This is a genomic window from Azospirillum sp. BE72 (assembly GCF_031455875.1).
GTDB lineage: Bacteria > Pseudomonadota > Alphaproteobacteria > Azospirillales > Azospirillaceae > Azospirillum.
In genome coordinates this window covers 134254-150566 of record NZ_JAVDTO010000013.1, presented here as the reverse complement: position 1 = coordinate 150566, position 16313 = coordinate 134254, and the positions used below count along the sequence as shown (strand labels likewise).

The 16313-nt window shown below is 69.8% G+C and carries 13 protein-coding genes; 7 read left to right on the top strand and 6 right to left on the bottom strand.

Features of this window, described 5'->3' with window-relative positions:
• Positions 1 to 160: 160 nt before the first annotated feature.
• From J2Y49_RS24550 to J2Y49_RS24525, 6 genes are all read left to right on the top strand, one after another.
• Positions 161 to 382 (top strand): hypothetical protein, encoded by a 222-nt coding sequence (locus tag J2Y49_RS24550; protein ID WP_310117648.1) that lies wholly within the window; start codon positions 161 to 163, stop codon positions 380 to 382.
• 46 nt (positions 383 to 428) lie between these two features.
• A complete protein-coding gene (locus J2Y49_RS24545) occupies positions 429 to 635 on the top strand; it encodes a hypothetical protein (RefSeq protein WP_194910474.1) in 207 nt (68 codons plus the stop codon).
• Between the two features lie 137 nt (positions 636 to 772).
• A complete protein-coding gene (locus tag J2Y49_RS24540; protein WP_310117645.1) occupies positions 773 to 1174 on the top strand; it encodes a hypothetical protein in 402 nt (133 codons plus the stop codon).
• A 3-nt stretch (positions 1175 to 1177) separates the two neighbouring features.
• On the top strand, positions 1178 to 1558 hold the full coding sequence (locus J2Y49_RS24535; protein ID WP_310117643.1) for a hypothetical protein: 381 nt from the start codon (positions 1178 to 1180) through the stop codon (positions 1556 to 1558).
• Positions 1555 to 2496 carry a LysM domain-containing protein gene (locus tag J2Y49_RS24530; RefSeq protein ID WP_194910480.1) on the top strand — a complete coding sequence of 314 codons (942 nt, stop codon included), beginning with the start codon at positions 1555 to 1557 and terminating at the stop codon, positions 2494 to 2496. Before J2Y49_RS24535 ends, J2Y49_RS24530 begins: the two co-directional genes overlap by 4 nt.
• A 32-nt stretch (positions 2497 to 2528) precedes the next feature.
• Positions 2529 to 3641, top strand: a complete 1113-nt coding sequence (locus tag J2Y49_RS24525) for a hypothetical protein (RefSeq protein ID WP_310117639.1) — start codon at positions 2529 to 2531, stop codon at positions 3639 to 3641.
• 20 nt (positions 3642 to 3661) lie between these two features.
• On the opposite strand, the gene J2Y49_RS24520 is transcribed toward J2Y49_RS24525, so the two are convergent.
• The 5 genes from J2Y49_RS24520 to J2Y49_RS24500 all read right to left on the bottom strand — a co-directional run bounded on the left by J2Y49_RS24520 (position 3662) and on the right by J2Y49_RS24500 (position 12864).
• Positions 3662 to 5182, bottom strand: coding sequence for a bifunctional class I SAM-dependent methyltransferase/glycosyltransferase family 2 protein (locus J2Y49_RS24520; RefSeq protein WP_310117636.1), 1521 nt, complete (start codon positions 5180 to 5182; stop codon positions 3662 to 3664).
• Positions 5179 to 6282 (bottom strand): lysylphosphatidylglycerol synthase transmembrane domain-containing protein, encoded by a 1104-nt coding sequence (locus tag J2Y49_RS24515; protein ID WP_310117635.1) that lies wholly within the window; start codon positions 6280 to 6282, stop codon positions 5179 to 5181. Before J2Y49_RS24515 ends, J2Y49_RS24520 begins: the two co-directional genes overlap by 4 nt.
• A 343-nt stretch (positions 6283 to 6625) precedes the next feature.
• Positions 6626 to 9361 carry a right-handed parallel beta-helix repeat-containing protein gene (locus J2Y49_RS24510; RefSeq protein ID WP_310117633.1) on the bottom strand — a complete coding sequence of 912 codons (2736 nt, stop codon included), beginning with the start codon at positions 9359 to 9361 and terminating at the stop codon, positions 6626 to 6628.
• Between the two features lie 158 nt (positions 9362 to 9519).
• Complete coding sequence (locus J2Y49_RS24505; protein ID WP_310117630.1) at positions 9520 to 11514, bottom strand: methyl-accepting chemotaxis protein; 1995 nt, start codon at positions 11512 to 11514, stop codon at positions 9520 to 9522.
• A gap of 267 nt (positions 11515 to 11781) precedes the next feature.
• Complete coding sequence (locus J2Y49_RS24500; protein WP_310117628.1) at positions 11782 to 12864, bottom strand: M23 family metallopeptidase; 1083 nt, start codon at positions 12862 to 12864, stop codon at positions 11782 to 11784.
• 249 nt (positions 12865 to 13113) lie between these two features.
• Here J2Y49_RS24500 and J2Y49_RS24495 point away from each other — a divergent pair, with 249 nt between their 5' ends.
• Positions 13114 to 14547: a carbohydrate-binding domain-containing protein gene (locus J2Y49_RS24495; RefSeq protein WP_310117627.1), complete on the top strand. Its 1434-nt coding sequence runs from the start codon at positions 13114 to 13116 to the stop codon at positions 14545 to 14547.
• 227 nt (positions 14548 to 14774) lie between these two features.
• Here the strand turns inward: J2Y49_RS24495 and J2Y49_RS24490 are convergent, their stop codons facing one another.
• Positions 14775 to 16304, bottom strand: coding sequence for an HlyD family type I secretion periplasmic adaptor subunit (locus J2Y49_RS24490; protein WP_310117625.1), 1530 nt, complete (start codon positions 16302 to 16304; stop codon positions 14775 to 14777).
• Positions 16305 to 16313 lie beyond the last annotated feature (9 nt).

Here is a 16313-nt window from a genome sequence, read left to right as displayed (position 1 = left end):
AATCGTAAAGCGGCGTTCGGCGGCGTTTTTCTTGGAAGTGGTAATCACCAATCGACCTGGGACCAATCGGTGATCTTAACACCTCGTTAACTGGCCGGATGGCTCAATAAGCTCATCAGAACGGGCAAAAGCCTCCGCCACGAATACAGGGATCGCCAACATGTCCAAGACCGATTACGCCGCCGAGATCTTCAATTCCGCCGCTCTGCACCTGGATATCGTCGATGAATTCATCGCCATCACCCAGTCGAAGCTGAACGGCGCCACCAGCGAATTCACCCGTGACAGCCTGACCGACCTGCTGTCGAGCCTGACCGAGCAGCGCGAGACCTACCGCGCCATGCTCGCGACTGTTCAGCCCGTCACCGCCCTCGCCGCCTGATCCTGCCGTTCCTTCCGCCTTCTCTCTCATGCGAAAGACCGCCATCATGACCGCCCCGATTGCCAAGGACGTCCTCGCCTCCGCCACACTGCACCTGGAAGTGCTGGAGGAGTTCATCGGCGTCGTGCGCCGCAAGCTGGCGGAGACCTCCGACACCTTCGCCCGCGACAGCCTGACCGACTTGCTGCTGAGCCTGACCGAGCAGCGCGACAGCTACCAGGCCCTCGCCATGCCGGCGATCGTCAACGCCTGACGGCGGGGCGTCACCGCCTGACGGCGCCGTGATGCCGAATGGTATGGACGGTGAACGGAGTGGACAGGCGCGGTTGCTTTTGTGAAGCTCCCGCTTGCCCGTTTTCACCCCGACCGGCCAAAGGGTTCCAAAGGGTTATGGATCCGCTTCCGTCCTCCACCGAAGGACGCCTGCTCCTCGCGGCGTTTCTCCTTCTCCTGACCCTGATCGGCCTTTCCGTGCTGGGAGAGCGCACCCTGCCGCTGTTCGGCGGCAACCGCGATCTCGCCGCCCGGGCCTACAAGACGCTGTTCGTCGGGCTGGGCGGTGGCATGCTCGCCCTCGCGGCCCCGGCGCTCGTCACCGGCTTTGTCGGCCGCCTGCGCGCCCTCTTCACCCGGATCGAGGCCAAGGGCGCCATCGCCGACGCCATCCTGCGCGACCGTGCGCCGGAGCTGGCACAGACCGCCGGCTTCACGCTGATGGCGCTGTTCGCGCTCGCAGGCGCCGTCGCCGCGCTGCTGGTCTGGACTGGCATCCTGTGGCCGGGGGAGCGCTGAGCCATGCTGCGCATCTCAGACCGCCAGCAGGGGCAGCTCCACGCCGCGCGCGCCGACGCCTTCCATGACCGGCTGCGCGCCGCGGCGGCGGCGATGATGGCGCGGGAAGCCCCCGAAATCCCGGCCGGCGAGGTCGCCGCCCGGATCGAAGCGGCGCTCGCCGCCGCTCCCGCCCACGGCATGGAGACCGAGCGGCAGATCACCCGCTACGTCCACATCCTGGCGGCCTTCCCGGCCGACCATGCTCGGCGGGAGGAGTTCGCCTGGCTCGGCGCCCTGTTGGAAGGACCGGGGCTGGACGGGCCAAGCGACGCCGACGCGCGGCTCGACCAGATCACCGCCGCGCTGACGGCGGCCCCTCGCACGGCGGGGGGCACACGATGACCGTCCATACCGTCCAGCGCGGCGAGACGCTCTCCGCCATCGCCCGGCGCAACGGCACCACCGTGGCCGAGCTGCAGCGGCTGAACGGCATCTCCAACCCCAACATGATCGCGTCGGGCCAGCGGCTGGTCGTGGCGCCGCCGCCGGCCCCGCCGGCGGCCCCCGCCGCGGCGCGCGCCGGACAGGCGGCCGCGCAGACGGCGGCGCCTGCGCCGCCCGGCGCGCCGGTCGCCCCCTGTCCGAAGAAACCGCTCTTCCTGAAGCGGGCGGGCGGCGACGACAATGTCAGCGCGCTCTACGCCATGGCCGACGGCGAGGCGAAGCGCCAGGGCCTGCTGGGGCAGGCCAAGGGCGAGGTCGGCGTCGGCATGGTGAAGATGGAACATGCCGGCCATCTGGGGAACCGCTATGTCGGCGGCTCCCACAAGATGGAGAACCTGACCGCCGAAGCGAAGGCCGCCGGCGGCATCGTCCATGGCATCGGCGGCACCGCATCGGCCAAGGCGGTGATGGTCTCTCAGGAAGGCACGCTGTTCGCCGGCACCGACAAGAACAACCCGTGGGCCGAGGGCGGCGGCGAATATTCGCTGATGCAGGCCGAAGCCAAGGCCGACGGGCTGATCGGCTCCGACGGGCGGCGCGCCGGCATCGCGCTGGGCGCCAAGGCCGGTGCGGCGGCGGCCTCCGGCGACCTCAAGGGCGAGATCAACATCCCGATCCCCTTCACCGACTACACGATCAGCCTGCGCGGGAAGGGCGGCGCGTCCGCCGGCTCGGTCGGGGCCGGGGCGTCCGCCCATGCCTTCAAGGATCTGGAGACCGGGCGCTACCATATGGGTCTGGCGGGCGAGGCCGCGGCCTTGCTGGGCCTGAAGGCCGATGTGGACCTCAGCGTCGGCCCCCGCTACACCGGCCGGGAACGGAGCGCCGGGCCATGAGTCCGGCCGGCATCGCGACGGGAGAGTAGACCATGGACCCCAGACTGCCGACCCTGCTGACGGCGCCGCTGTCGCCGCGCCCGGTGATCGAAGCCACCTATCTGGACGTCCTGGTCCGCGACGGCCTGCCGGCGGGAACCGGCTTCTCCATCGCCCTGCCGCGAGGCTGGGCGGTGGAACGGACGGCCACCGCCGCTCCCGGCCCGGAGGCACCCCTCGTCCCGCTGGCACGCTTTTATCCGGGGGAGCCAGGAGCGACGGGAGCGGCGGAGGGGGTGGAACTGGTGGTCTGGGCCGCCTTCCTGCCGCGCGAGATTCACGGGGCGGATTGGCTGCGCGCCTGGATGCGCTCGCAGGGCTACCGCGAACTGGATTTCCGCCAGGCGCCTTCGCCGACCGGCATGATGGGCGACGCGCTCGCCGCCGGCCGCCATGACGGCGGCTTGCGCCTGCACCGGCTGCTGACGGTGAAGGACGGCGACCTGCTGTTCCTGATCGACGGGCGCATGATGCAGGGGGGACCGTCGCGGGGCGGGCAGGCCGACCATCGGGTGATGCAGGAGATCGTCCTGCTCGCCACCATGCGCTTCCGGCTGGCCGAGCCGACCGGCCAGACCTTCGCCGAGGGGTTCGAATGGACGGAGCTGAAGGGGGCGCACGCCGTCCGCTTCCTCGCCTCCGGCCTGTGGCGGGAGACGCCGGGCGGCGACGCCCCGCCGGACGGCGCCTCGCTGGTGCTGGACCATGTCGGGCCGGACGGCTCCACCGGCCGCGGCAGCCTGATCGCGGTGCTCGGCGCCGCGGAAGCGACCGCCGCCGCCGCCCTCGCCGCCGCCGCGGAGATCGAACGGACCACGCTCGCCAAGCTGGCCAACCAGGGCTTCACCCTGTCCGCCGATGCCGAGCGCATCGCCGAGGAACGGACGGCGGAGCGCAGCCTCCTTCTCCACCGCCGCAAGGCCCGCCGGAACGGGACCTCCATGACCATCCTCGCCGCCCAAGTCGCGCTCAGCGAGACCGGGGGGGCGGATGCGCACAGCCTGCCGGTCTGCCTGATCCTGCTCTCCCCCGACGAGGACTCGTCGTTCGAAGCCTGGGCGATCAACCGGCGGGCCTTCGAGATCGCCCTGTCGACGGTGCGGTAGGGCGACGGTGCGCTGAAGGCTTAGAACGCCTTCAGCTTCTTCCAGGCGAAGACCACCATGCGGGCCAGCAGCCAGCCATGGGTGAAGCGGGAGATCTGGGTCTCGCCATAGCTGCGGTCGGCGTAGCGCACCGGCACCTCGACGATCTTCAGGTTCTGCTTGGCGGCGCCGAAGATCAGGTCGAAATCGCCGAAGGGATCGAAGTCGCCGAAGTAGTGGCGGTTGGCGACGATGGTCTCGTAATCCTCGCGCCACAGCACCTTGGTGCCGCACAGCGTGTCGGTGAAGCGCTGGTTCAGCAGGAAGGAGAAGATGCGCGCGAAGGCCCGGTTGGCCAGGAAGTTCAGGAAACGCATCGCCTCCGGCGCCATCGGATAGACCAGCCGCGTGCCGTTCACGAACTCGCCGCGCCCCGACACCATCGCCTGGTAGAATTTCCCCATCGTCTCCGGCGGCACCGTCAGGTCGGCGTCGAGGATGATCAGGATGTCGCCGCGCGCCACGGCGAAGCCGGCGCGCACCGCGTCGCCCTTGCCCTTGCCGGGCTGCTTCATGACCTTGATGTCCCAGTCGGGATAGGCGTCGCGGACGCGCAGGCATTCATCAAAGGTGTTGTCCTGGCTGTTGCCCTCGACATAGATCACCTCGATGTCGGGGGCGAAGCGGGGCAGGCGGCGGATGGCGTTCTCGATGTTGCCGCGCTCGTTGCGGCAGGGGATCAGGATGGTGACCGAGGCCGGCTTGCCGTCGACGGTGACCTCCTCCACGGTGGGCTGCGGCCGGGCCACGACATAGTTGCGCACGCACAGCCGGCGGATGCCGGGCAGGGGCGCGATGTAGCGGTTGACCAGCGTACCCAGCCCGAACAGCCGCTTCGGGATCAGCTGGCGCCATTCGCGGCGCACCGGCTCCCAGCCGGCCAGATCGAGCAGGTTGACGATGTCGCTGGTCGACAGCCAGTTCTGCTGGCCCTGCGGCATGCGCATTCCCAGCTTCTCCGCCGCCCACAGAATCGGCTCCCAGACGCGGGAATGGTAGCTGACGATGATGCGGGTCTTGGGATTGGCGACCCGGCGCAGCAGGCGCAGCGTCTCCTCGATGTCGTCGAGGAAGCCGATGGTGCCCGACAGCAGGATGTGGCTGAACGGACCCTCCACGGCGTCGATGGTCGCCGGGTTCTCGGCGTCGGCGGCGATCAGTTCCAACTGCGGGTGGCGGGCCTTCGCCGCCTCGATCGTCGCCGGGCTGAGGTCGATGCCGACGCCGCGCGACGGCTTGAGCGCCGCCAGCGTGTCGCCGACGCCGCAGCCGATCTCCAGCACGGTCGCCCCTTCCGGGATCAGGAAGCGCAGATAGGCGCGGTCGGCCTCGTGGAAGGCGCGGTTGCGCTCGGCCCAACGGTCGCGCAGGGGGGCCATGGCGTCGAACAGCCCGCGGATACGCTCCTGCCGGGGGGAGAGCGCACGCGGCGTTGCGGGTTCCAAGGTGGCGGCCTCCGGGGTGGCGGTCCGGTCGAGCGTCGGAAGAGGCTGGTCGGTCATCGGGTGGAATCCGTGGGAAGGGCAGCGGGCACTGCGATGCCCGGCTGGACAGGATCGGGCCGGGAGGCGGTCTCGTTGCGCAGCAGCAGCCAGAACAGGCCGCCGGGCAGCGACAGGACGGCGATCGACAGCCCGATCAGCAGCGAGACCAGAAGCGCCGCGCCGGCATCGAAGCCGAGCAGCGCGAAGCCGGCGACCATCGCCCCCTCGCGCACGCCCCAGCCGCCGAGCGAGACGGGCAGGGCTGCGGCGACGATGGCGGCCGGCACGATGGCCAGCCCGTCCAGCCAGCCGAGCGGCAGGCCGACGGAGCGGGCGAACAGGATGGTGGCGCCGATGGTGGCGAGATGGACGCCGACGCTGTGGCCCAGCGCCGCCCAGGCGGCAGGGTTGCCGGCCATGGCGCGCAGTTGCGCCACCGCCCCCCAGGCGGTCCGCACCAACCCACCGTCGCGCAGCCGCTTCGGGATCGGCAGCCGGTCGCGCGGGATGCGGCCGGCCAGCAGAAGCAGCCCCATGGCCACGGCCAGGACAAGCGCGCCGGCCAGGACGGTGCCGGCGACGGCGGGCGGCGCCACCGCCGCCAGATGCGGCAGCCCGACCAGCCCGATCAGCACCACGCCCAACAGCGCCATCAGCCGGTCGACCAGCAGGGCCAGCATCACCGGGCCGGCCGGATGGCCGAGCCGCCAGGTGAACCAGCCGCGCAGCAGGTCGGCCCCCACCGATCCCGGCAGGATCTGCCCCAGGAAGCCGCTGGCCATCTGCAGGCGGAAGGCGGTCCAGCGGGTCAGCCGGAAACCGGCGGCCCGTCCGACCGCCCGCCACCGCTGCGAGGCGAAGGGCAGGGTCAGCGCCTTCACGGCGAAGCCGGCGGCGAACAGCCACGGGTCGGCGGCCGACAGGCGCGCGACGATGCCCTGCCAGTCGGCTCCCGCGGCGAGCGCGCCCAGGATCACGACCGTCACCGCCAGCTTGACCAACAGCGGCCACCGCCGTCCGGCCGGTTTGCCGGGCCCCTTTCCCAGCGGGTCCGTTCCCAACGGATTGGGCTCGGCCGGCTGGGCGAAGGGGGTGTCGAGAAGAGCCTGAGCCATCATCCCCGCATGGAAATCCGGGTGCCGCGGGACAGCGGCGCCGAACGGGCCGTTTTAACGGCTCACGCCCGGCTTGTCACCCAATCAGGCGGGAGATGCTCGGTCAGCGCATTTGGAGGTGGTCCGCCGCGAAAGCCCCTCTCCCCCTGCGGGGCGGAATCGGCCAAACGCCGAAGGCGTTTTGCCGACCCGCGGGTTGGGGTGAGGGGTCACAAGCCATTAATTTCCCCGGCCGTCGGCCGGCCCCCCTCATCCCGCCCCGCAAGGGGAGAAGGGCATCCGAAGAGCAACGTCGTCGTTCGATTTCCCATATGCAATCTCCGCGGGAGAGGGGCCGGCTCCCCGCTCACCCCATCCCGGATGCGGCCAGCATTGCGCTTTCCGGCAGCATCCCCGCCGAACGGGCCGACGAGGAGGCGGGACTCAGCGCCCGGCCCTCCAGCCGGCCGTTCTGGATGTAATGCCGCATCGCCGCCGTCAGGTCGCCCCCGGTGGCCGCGGCGACGTCGCCGTTGGCCGCCAGATAGGCCGACGCGTTGAAGCCGGTGCTCCGCCCCTCCGTCCGGCCGGCGCCCAGGTAATGCAGCCCGGCCCGGGTGGTGTCGGTGCCGAAGGCGGCGGCAAGGTCGGCGTTGGCCGCCAGATAGGACAGCGGGTTGAAGGTGACCGTCCGCCCCTCGGCCCGGCCACTGGCGATGTAGTGCATCGCCGCCGCCGTCCGGTCGGTGCCGAAGATCGCCGACAGGTCATTGTAGGAGGCAAGGTAGGCCAGCGGGTCGAAGCTGACCGTCCGCCCCTCCGCCCGGCCGCTGGCGATGTAGTGCATCGCCGCCGCCGTCCGATTGGTGCCGAAGATCGTCGACAGGTCGCCATGGGAGGCGATGTAGGCCAGCGGATCGAAGCTGACCGCCCGCCCTTCCGTCCGGCCGCTGGTGATGTAATGGGCGGCGCCCGCATCGCCGTTGGTGCCGAAGACCGCCGCCAGATCGTCATGGGAGGCGATGTAGGCCAATGGATCGAAGCTGACCGTCCGTCCCTCGGACCGGCCGCTGGCGGCGTAATGCGCCGCACCGGCGGCGGCGTTGGCGCCGAAGAGCGCCGACAGGTCGGCGTAGGAGGCGATGTAGGCCAGCGGCGAGAAGGCCGGCCCGGCCGCGGCGGGCGCGCCGCCCGTGCCGGTCGACGGCGAGTCACCGCCTCCGGATCCGCCGCCGGCACCGGGGGCGGGGATCCCCGGCACCGTCAACGGTGCGCTGCCCATCCGCGCCCAATCCAGGTCGCGGATGCCCAGGGAAAGACCGAGCCCCGCCGCGGCGCCGCTGCCGAGGCGGAAGTCGCCGGCCGACGGGTTGACGAACAGGTCGGACGACACCCTGTCGCCGCCATTCAGACCGCGCACGCCCTGCAGCAGGTTGCCGGTGACGGTGTAGGCGCCGGGGGTCCAGAACTCCCAGTAATCCACCCCGGTGGAGGAGGAAATGACGTTGCCGGTGACGCTGTTGTTGGCGAGCAGTCCGATGTTGCCGGCGCTCGGCACCCATTCCAGCCGGATGAAGCGCTCGCGCGGGTTGGACAGGACGGCGAAGTTGTTGGTGACGCTGTTGGAATCACCGCCATGGATGAAGACGCCGGCCCAGCCGGTGTTCTGGATGAAGTTGTCCTGGACGGTGACGCCGTTGGCCATGTCGTCCAGATAGATGCCGAAGCTCTTGTGGCGGTCGAGCCAGCCCGACCCGTCGGTCGCCAGCCCGCCGACGTTGCGGATGTCGTTGCCGCGGATGATCGTGCGGGTATCGACGTTGGACCGCCCCAGCATCTCGATGGCGCCGCCGTCGGCGGTCTCGGTCATCGTGTTGTAGATGCGGTTGTATTCCACCACCGTATCGGTGTTGACGGTGGCACCGTCCCAGTTCTTGATCGAGATGCCGTAGCGCGTGCTGTTGCGGATGTCGTTGCCGGAGATCAGCGTCCCGCTGGTGCCGTAGAGCTGGATGCCGGCCACGTCCTTCAGAACCTCGCCGATGCCGTCGATGCTGTTGGCGCTGACGCGGTTGCCGTTGCTGCCGTAGGCGAGCTTGATGCCGCCAGCCCCCAGATGCTCCATCCGGTTGGCCTCGATCGCGTTGCCGGACGACCCGGCCAGCGTCATCGCGGTGCCGGCATTGACGAAGCGGTTGCCGGCGATGCTGTTGCCCGACACGTTCGTCAGCGTCAGCGCCGAGCCGTTCCAGGCGGTGTCGGCGAAGGTCAGCCCCTGCAGGGTGACGCCGTTCGCCCCGTTCAGCGACAGGAGCGTGCCCAGCCGCGCCACCACCGCCCCCTGGGCCAGCAGCGCGCCGGGGTCCTGCGGCTTCACCACCAGCCGTCCGGTCTCGGCCTGCCAGGCGAATTCGCCGGCATCGCGGATGAAGGCGTCGTCGTTCAGCAGGCGATAGGTACCGCCGCTGCGCAGGGCGTATTTCGCGCTCTGGGTAAAGGTGACGGTCCGGCTGCCGGCATCGGTGGAGGCGACGCCGACGATGTTGTCGGACAGCCGCTCGGTATCGAAGGTCTGGACCATCGTGCCGGGCTGGACTCCGGCGGCCAGCACCGCCGCCATCGCCCCGTCGCCGGCCCCGGCGCGCAGGCTGGTCCTGCTGGCGCCGCCGGCCGCCGCCTCCAGGGCCGACCAGCCGGAGCGGGGGTCGCCGGCATTCCAGTCGCCGGTCTGCGCCACCTTCTGCCGGACCCCGCCGATGGAAAGGTCGAGCCCGGTGGCGGAGGTCGCCGCGGCATAGAGCCCGCCGCCGATGGCGGTGAAGCCGCCGACCCGCTCGCCGCCGCTGAAGACCGGGGTCTCGCCCGGATAGGCCATGATGCGGACGCCGTTGTCGGCCCCGGTCAGCGTCACCGTGCGCGCCATCGCATAGGTGCCGCCGCGCACATAGGTGTCGCGGATGCCGGTTGCCCGCATGGCGCCCTGCGCGCGCTCCAGCGTGGCAAAGGGACCGTCGGTCCCATCGGCATTGGGTGCCGCCAAACGCCCCGACCAGGAATCGTTGCCGTTGGTCGCGACGTAGAAAGCCTGCTGAGTGTCTGTCATTGCCGGATTGCCTTGCCCATACGAGGCAATCACACGACAGAAAGGCTTAACTTTTCTCCTTTCGGGCAATCTCTTTTGTGGAAAGAGTACGTGTTAATTTTGTGATAACTTCCGCCGGGTTCGATTTGACTCTTGCGCTTCTTCGGACACCTTCCCGATCAGGCCGCGCGGATGCCGGCCAGGAAGCTTTCGACTTCGCGGCGCAGTTCCACCGCCTGCCGGGACAGCGCATCGGACGCGGTCAGCACCTGGTCCGCCGAGGTGCCGGTCCGGCCGGCCATGTCGTTCACCTCGACGATGGTGCCGCTGACCTCCTCGGTGCCGCGCGCCGCCTGCTGGACGTTGCGGGTGATCTCGCCGGTGGTGGCGTTCTGCTCCTCGATGGCGGCGGCGATGGTCGAGGCGATCTCGTTCATGCTGGCGATGGTCCTGCCGATGTCCTCGATGGCGGTCACCGCCCCCTGGGTGGCGCCCTGGACCCCGGCGATCTGGGCGGCGATCTCCTCCGTCGCCCGGGCGGTCTGGTTGGCGAGCGTCTTCACCTCCGACGCGACGACGGCGAAGCCCTTGCCGGCCTCGCCCGCGCGCGCCGCCTCGATGGTGGCGTTCAGCGCCAGCAGGTTGGTCTGTTCGGCGATGCCCTGGATCAGCTTGACGACGTCGCCGATCCGTCCGGCGGCATCGGCCAGTCCGCGCACCGATGCGGTCGTCTCGCCGGCTTCCTGCACGGCCTGCGACGCGACCGCGTTGGAGCGGGATACCTGACGGCTGATCTCCTGGATGGAGGCGGCCATCTCTTCGGTGGCGGCGGCGACCGTCTGCACGTTGGCCGATGTCTGTTCGGCGGCCGAGGCGGAGGACGCCGCCTGCCGGGTGGTCTCGGCGGCGATGTCCGCCATGCCGCGGGCAGTATCGCCGAGGGTGGCCGATGCGGCCGACACCCCATCCAGCACGTCCGTCACCTTCCGGTCGAAGGTGCGGATCAGGCCCTCCACCACATGGCTGCGCTGCTCCTTCGCAGCCTGCTCGCGCGCCTGCTCCTCCTCCAGCCGCACGCGCTCCACGGCGTTGTCCTTGAAGATCTGCACGGCTTTGGCCATGTCGCCGATCTCGTCACGGCTGGCGCGGGCCGGAATGTCGACCGTCAGGTCGCCGCCGGCCAAGACACGCATGGCGGCGGTCATCGCCCGGACCGGACGGGCGATGCTGCGGCCGACAACCCAGGCCGCCAGCAGCCCGACCAGCAGCGCCACGCCGGCGAAGCCCAGGTTCAGCGTCATCGTCCGCGTCATCGCATGTTCGGTTCCGCTGAGCAGGTCGGCCCGCGCCTCGGCCTGCATCCGGACCGTCCGCATGGCCAGATCCTTGAACTCGTTGGCTTCCTTGGTCATAACCCCGTTGACGAGCCGGTCGACCTCGATCGCCGCCGACCGCAACTCCTCGAACTGGTTGCGGTAGCGCTTCGCCAGTTCCGCCGTCTCGACCGCCAGACGCCGCCGCTCCGGATTCTGGAGATGCCCGTCCAGAACGGCTGCGGCCTTCTCGAACCCCTCGGCGTTCCGGCGGAAGCGGTCCGCCACCTCGTCGCGCGGGTCGGCGAGGAAACGGGTGGCCTCCAGCCGGGCCAGCATCAGGGACTCCTGGGCGATGCCGGCATAGGCGGCCGCTTCGAGATCGCCGTCCGCCATGGCCGAGCGGACGATCCGCGACAGGTTTTCCCGCGCCGTCCGTCCGGTCGGGTCCATTTCCTTCTCGACCAGATCGTCGCGGCGTTCCCGCACCGGCTCCATCCTGTCGAAATTGGCCCGGTAGGAGGCCAGCAGCACGCTCATCCGTTCCAGATTGGCCCGCCGTTCGGGATGCGCGTTGGCCTGGATGACCTGGGGAAGAAGCTCCGCCAACTGCTTCTGGATCTGCCGCGCCGTCTCCTTGGCGTCGTCATTGCCGGTGTAGATGTAGGAGATCACGTTGCGGCGCATTTCGGACAGGTCGCCCTTGACCGTCTCGATGTTCAGCGAGTTGCTGCTGATGGCAGCATATTGATCGAACCCGCTCCTTGCCGACAGCAGGCCGGATGCGGCCAGTCCGGAAATGGCGGCAATGATGACGAGAAGCACAAGAAAGCCGGCTGCAATACGGGTCGCCACTTTCATCCGGTCAAAAATCCCGATATTCTTCATGGATATCCCCATATTGCTTCAGACGCTTTACAGTCTGGAGGGAGAATTCGGCAAATTCTCCGAAGCCGCCCATTCGCGAGCGGCAGCAACATAGGCCAAAGTCATATATCAATCATCAGTTTTAAAATTTTTCTTTTATAGAAGAATATTTGTTTAACGGTTATACGAACTTATACTTAACAAACGTAAAGATCTTTGCCTGAGTTCAACAGGACTCTTCGGTTGATTATCTGCCGCGATTCATCGCACCTCCACCCGCCTCTCCTCCCGCAGCACCGTCTCGTCGCCATGGCGGAGCGTCACCGTCACCCGGTAGGGGCCGGGCGCCCAGGGACCGGGGGCGGGCTTCTTCACCTCGGTGCCGAAGAACAGCACGGCCAGCGGGCGCGGCACCGCTCCTTCGCTGCGGAACAGGCGGCGGCCGTCGGGGCCGGTCACCTCCAGGGTCACGCGGTCGCCCTGCCGCCCGCCCATCAGCTCCGCCCAGACGCCGAGCGTCGGCGTGCCGGCCGGCAGGGGTTTGCCGTCATTGCCCGCGCCATAGCCGCCGTCCCGCGCCACCTCCGCCTTCGGCGCCTCGGGCGCCAGACCGGCGCCGAGCAGGGCGCTCGGCCGATAGGCGAGGGTCCGGCGCGCCTCGGCGCTCCACAGCGTATCCGGGGGGAGCGGCGCGTTGCCCGTCCCGGCGGCCCCCTGGTCGGCAGCACAGGACGGTGCATCGCCGCTGCCGGCCTCCTTGCCCGTATAGGGATCGAGCGTGCGGCCGTCATGACGGATGCCGAAATCGACATGGGGAAACTCGGTCTTGCCGGACAGCCCGATCTGGCCCAGCGGCGTGCCCGCCTCCACCCGGTCGCCCGGCTTGACGATGACGCTGCCACGCTTCAGGTGGCTGTACTGGGTTTCCCAGCCGTCGCCATGGTCGACCACCACCGCATTGCCCGCATCATAGCCGGCCGGCGCGCCGCCGCTCTGCCGGATGCTGACATCCTCCATCCCGTCGCGCACACGGGCGACCGTGCCGGAAGCCGCCGCCACCACCGCCACCCCGCGCCGCATCGCCTCCAGGTCGGGCAGGCGAAAATCCGTCCCCTTGTGCCCGTCATAGGTCAGCCGGCCGCAGGCGAAGTCCCGCATCCCCGGCCCCGGATCGGCGTCGACGTAGTTCTGGACGAAGCAGTCCGCCCCGATCCGGCAGCGCACCGGGAGTTCCAGCGCCGGCGCCCCCGCAGACAATTGAGCGGCAGGGGGCTGGGCGGCGGCTGCGGACGGCAGGAACAGCAGGGCGGCGAACCCCCAGCGATAACGGACCGGCACCCTCATCCACCCCCCTCGCACGGCATTGCTCCCTCTTGCATGGCTTCCGCCCAACAGGTGGGGCGCCGGTTGGCTCCGGCCAGCCCCATGCCCGATACCGCCGGTCATGCCGCCCCTCATGCCTTCTCTTATGCGCCGTCGCATAAGGGGTGCCCCATCCCAAAACCGCCCCGTCCTTATCATCCGAAGGCCACACCGCCAGCCCTCATACTCCGCCCCGCTTTTCATCGACGGCAGACAGCGGGGACCGACAGCATGGCGAACAGCACCCATACCGGCAGCGGCAAGACGGTCGTCGTCATCGACAGCGGCTGGTCGCCGACCTGGGAGACTGCCGCCTCCGTGGTCTACCAGCACGACTACGCCGACAATGACGGCGATGCGCGCAACCCCAACGCCGACACCCACGGCGCCCTGGTGACCTCCCGCATCCTGTCGCAGGCGCCGGACGTCGGCATCATCGCGCTGAAGGTGATGCCGGACAACTCCACCACCGCGTCGGGAGCAGCGATCGAGCAGGCGCTGCAATGGGTCGTCGCCCATGCGTCGGACCACAACGTCGTCGGCGTCAACCTGTCGCTGGCCGGCGGCTCCGCCTCGTCGGAGATGACGACCATCCTGTCGGACGAGCTGGCGAGCCTCGCCGCCAAGCGGGTGCTGGTGTCGGCCGCCGCCGGCAATGCCGGGCAGAACGGGACGGCGACCGACGTCTCCTATTTCGCCGCCGACCACAACACGATCTGCGTCACCGCCTCCACCGGCGACGGGGCGCTGCCGGGCTGGGCCCAGCGCAATCCGGGCATCACCGACCTGTGCGCCGACGGCACCGACATCCGGCTGACCGACCTGGCGGGGCGGACGGTGACGGCCAACGGCTCCTCCTTCGCCGCCCCGACGGTGACCGCCGCGGTGGCGCTCGCCCAGCAGGAGGCGTTGGCGCTGCGCGGCAGCGCCCTGACCCAGGACGAGTTCCTGTCGCTGGCGAAGCAGACCGGAACGCCGCTCGGCGCCACCGGCTACACCGACCTGAACACCCAGGCGATGCTGGCGAAGATCGGCCAACTCTACGGCGCGCCGGAAACGCCCGACACCGGACCGGGCGCGCCCGCGACCACGGCCGCCACCATCCTGGTCAACGCCAAGGGCACGGCCGCCGCCGGGGTCAACGCCCACTTCACCCTTCTGGTCGACGGCCAGACCGTCGGCAGCGCCACCGTCGGCAGCGCGGCGAAAACCTACGCCTTCATCACCAGCGTGTCGGCCGACAGCGCCCACAAGGTGCAGATCCGGTACGACAACGACGGCTTCGCCGGCGGCCAGGACCGCAACCTGTTCGTCGACAGCGTCAGCGTGAACGGCCACGGCTATGCCGCCACCGACGCCGCGGTGACCTACGACAAGGGCGCGCTCGACGGGCGCGACGTGGTCAAGGGCCAGAGCGGGATGTGGTGGAACGGCACGCTGGTCGTCGCCGCCGACAAGAGCCTGTTCGGTACCAAGGCTCCGTCCCAGGCGCAGATGGCAGAGCTTCAGGCCGGCGACCTGCTGGGCCATGCCGTCTCGGCCAACGCGGCGTCGCATGGGATTGCCGACACCATGGCCGCCTGGATGCCGCAGACGGTTTCCGGCTTCGAGGACGCCGCCCACGGCCTGCACGCCTGGTACGACGCGCATGACATGGCGGCATAAACTGGAGATCCCCTCTCCCCCGCTCACGCGCAAACTTCGTTTGCGCTGACGCGACAGGCGGACCAAAGGTCCGCCGAAAGCGGGGAGAGGGTTAGGGTGAGGGGGGCGCGCGGCGAGGATTTTCAAGAGTCGCGCACTCTCCGCCCCCACCGAATCCACCCCATGCATCCCCCTCACCCCGACCCTCTCCCCGGGGGGGAGAGGGGGGATCCCTGGAGAGGGAACTTCTACCGCTCGTGCATGGCTTCCTGGGCGCTGCGCGAGAGGGGGGAGAGCAGGTAGTCGGCGATGCGGCGGCGGCCGGTCTTGACCTCGGCGGTCACGGTCATGCCCGGCTGCAGCCGCGTCTCCTTGCCGTCGACCTCCAGCGTGTCGCGATCCAGCGCGATGCGGGCGGCATAGACCGCTCCCCCCTCCGGCGCCTTGGCGCCACTCTTCTCCGTTCCCTTGTCGGCCTGCTGCTGCACGGCGTCGCTGGACAGCGAGGCGACGCGGCCGGGGATCAGGCCGTATTTGGTGAAGGAGAAGGCCTCCACCTTCACCTCCGCCACCTGTCCGGTCTGGACGAAGCCGATGTCCTTGTTGGGGATGAAGGCCTCCACCTCCAGCCGGCTGTCCTCCGGCACGATGACCATCAGCGGCTGGGCGGTGGTCACCACGCCGCCCACCGTGTGCACGGCCAGCTGCTGGACATAGCCGTCCACCGGCGCGGTCAGCCGCAAGAGATCCACCTGCTGGTCTGCCTTGGCCAATTCCTGATCCAGCGAGGCGGCCTTGCGCTCGGCCTCGGCCAGTCCGGTGTAGAGCTGGCGGCGGAACTCGGCCTCGGTCTGGCGGCGCTGCTCGGCGGTGGCGGCGATGGAGGCGTCGGCCTCCGTCAGCTTGATCTTCTGGACCAGAAGCTCCTGCTCCTGCCCGACCAGATCCTGCTGGAGCTGGAGATACTGGAAGCGGGACGAGGTGCCGCGCTGGGACAGGTCGAACAGCGCCTCCGCCCGTTCGCGGATCAGCGGCAGGGTGGCGTTCAGCTTGGCGATGGTCTGCACCACGGTGGCGCGGTCGGCCTCGCGCCGGGCGTGCTCGCGGTCGAGCGCGGCCAGCTTGGCGCGCTGCTCGGCGATCTGGCTGGCCAGCAGCTGGCCCTGCATCCGCGCCAGTTCGGGCGACAGCCCGGCGGGAGCGGCGAAGACGGCGTCGGGGTTGCCGTTCACCACCTCCAGCGCCGCCCGCAGCCGCGCCACCTCCGCCCTTGCCGCCGACAGGTCGGAGCGGATGCGGTCGCGGTCGGCGGTCGCCCCGGTCGGGTCCAGTTCGATCAGCGTCTGGCCGGCCTTGACCAGCTGGCCGTCCTCGACGGCGATGGCGCGCACGACGCCGGTCTGCATCGGCTGGACGGTCTTGGTCCGGCCGCTCGGCACCACCCGGCCCTGGGCCACCGCCACCACGTCGACATGGCCGAACCAGGCCCAGGCGCAGGCTGCGGTGAAGGCCAGCATGATGACGGCGGTGAAGGTCCGCGCGGTGGGCGAGGGCGGCCGTTCCAGGATCTCCAGCGCGTCGGGCAGGAAGTCCATCTCGTCGCGCCGGCGCTTCTGGGTTCGCCCCTGGGGCCGGGTCGGCGGGCGCGGCTCGCCAGGGGTGCCCGGCACGTTGGCGGGCGGCTTGACGCCGGCAGGGTTGGCGGGCGCGGCGGGGTTGGAACCATTGGGATCGGGGATGGCGGAGGTGGCCTTCACCGCGGCGTTCGTCTTGCTCATGGCGCTCGT

Excerpts from the sequence above, each read along its gene's own strand:
- J2Y49_RS24550 (WP_310117648.1), top strand. The coding sequence starts at position 161 with ATGTCCAAGACCGATTACGCCGCCGAGATCTTCAATTCCGCCGCTCTG.
- J2Y49_RS24545 (WP_194910474.1), top strand. The coding sequence starts at position 429 with ATGACCGCCCCGATTGCCAAGGACGTCCTCGCCTCCGCCACACTGCAC.
- J2Y49_RS24540 (WP_310117645.1), top strand. The coding sequence starts at position 773 with ATGGATCCGCTTCCGTCCTCCACCGAAGGACGCCTGCTCCTCGCGGCG.
- J2Y49_RS24535 (WP_310117643.1), top strand. The coding sequence starts at position 1,178 with ATGCTGCGCATCTCAGACCGCCAGCAGGGGCAGCTCCACGCCGCGCGC.
- J2Y49_RS24530 (WP_194910480.1), top strand. The coding sequence starts at position 1,555 with ATGACCGTCCATACCGTCCAGCGCGGCGAGACGCTCTCCGCCATCGCC.
- J2Y49_RS24525 (WP_310117639.1), top strand. The coding sequence starts at position 2,529 with ATGGACCCCAGACTGCCGACCCTGCTGACGGCGCCGCTGTCGCCGCGC.
- J2Y49_RS24520 (WP_310117636.1), bottom strand. The coding sequence starts at position 5,182 with ATGACCGACCAGCCTCTTCCGACGCTCGACCGGACCGCCACCCCGGAG.
- J2Y49_RS24515 (WP_310117635.1), bottom strand. The coding sequence starts at position 6,282 with ATGATGGCTCAGGCTCTTCTCGACACCCCCTTCGCCCAGCCGGCCGAG.
- J2Y49_RS24510 (WP_310117633.1), bottom strand. The coding sequence starts at position 9,361 with ATGACAGACACTCAGCAGGCTTTCTACGTCGCGACCAACGGCAACGAT.
- J2Y49_RS24505 (WP_310117630.1), bottom strand. The coding sequence starts at position 11,514 with ATGAAAGTGGCGACCCGTATTGCAGCCGGCTTTCTTGTGCTTCTCGTC.
- J2Y49_RS24500 (WP_310117628.1), bottom strand. The coding sequence starts at position 12,864 with ATGAGGGTGCCGGTCCGTTATCGCTGGGGGTTCGCCGCCCTGCTGTTC.
- J2Y49_RS24495 (WP_310117627.1), top strand. The coding sequence starts at position 13,114 with ATGGCGAACAGCACCCATACCGGCAGCGGCAAGACGGTCGTCGTCATC.
- J2Y49_RS24490 (WP_310117625.1), bottom strand. The coding sequence starts at position 16,304 with ATGAGCAAGACGAACGCCGCGGTGAAGGCCACCTCCGCCATCCCCGAT.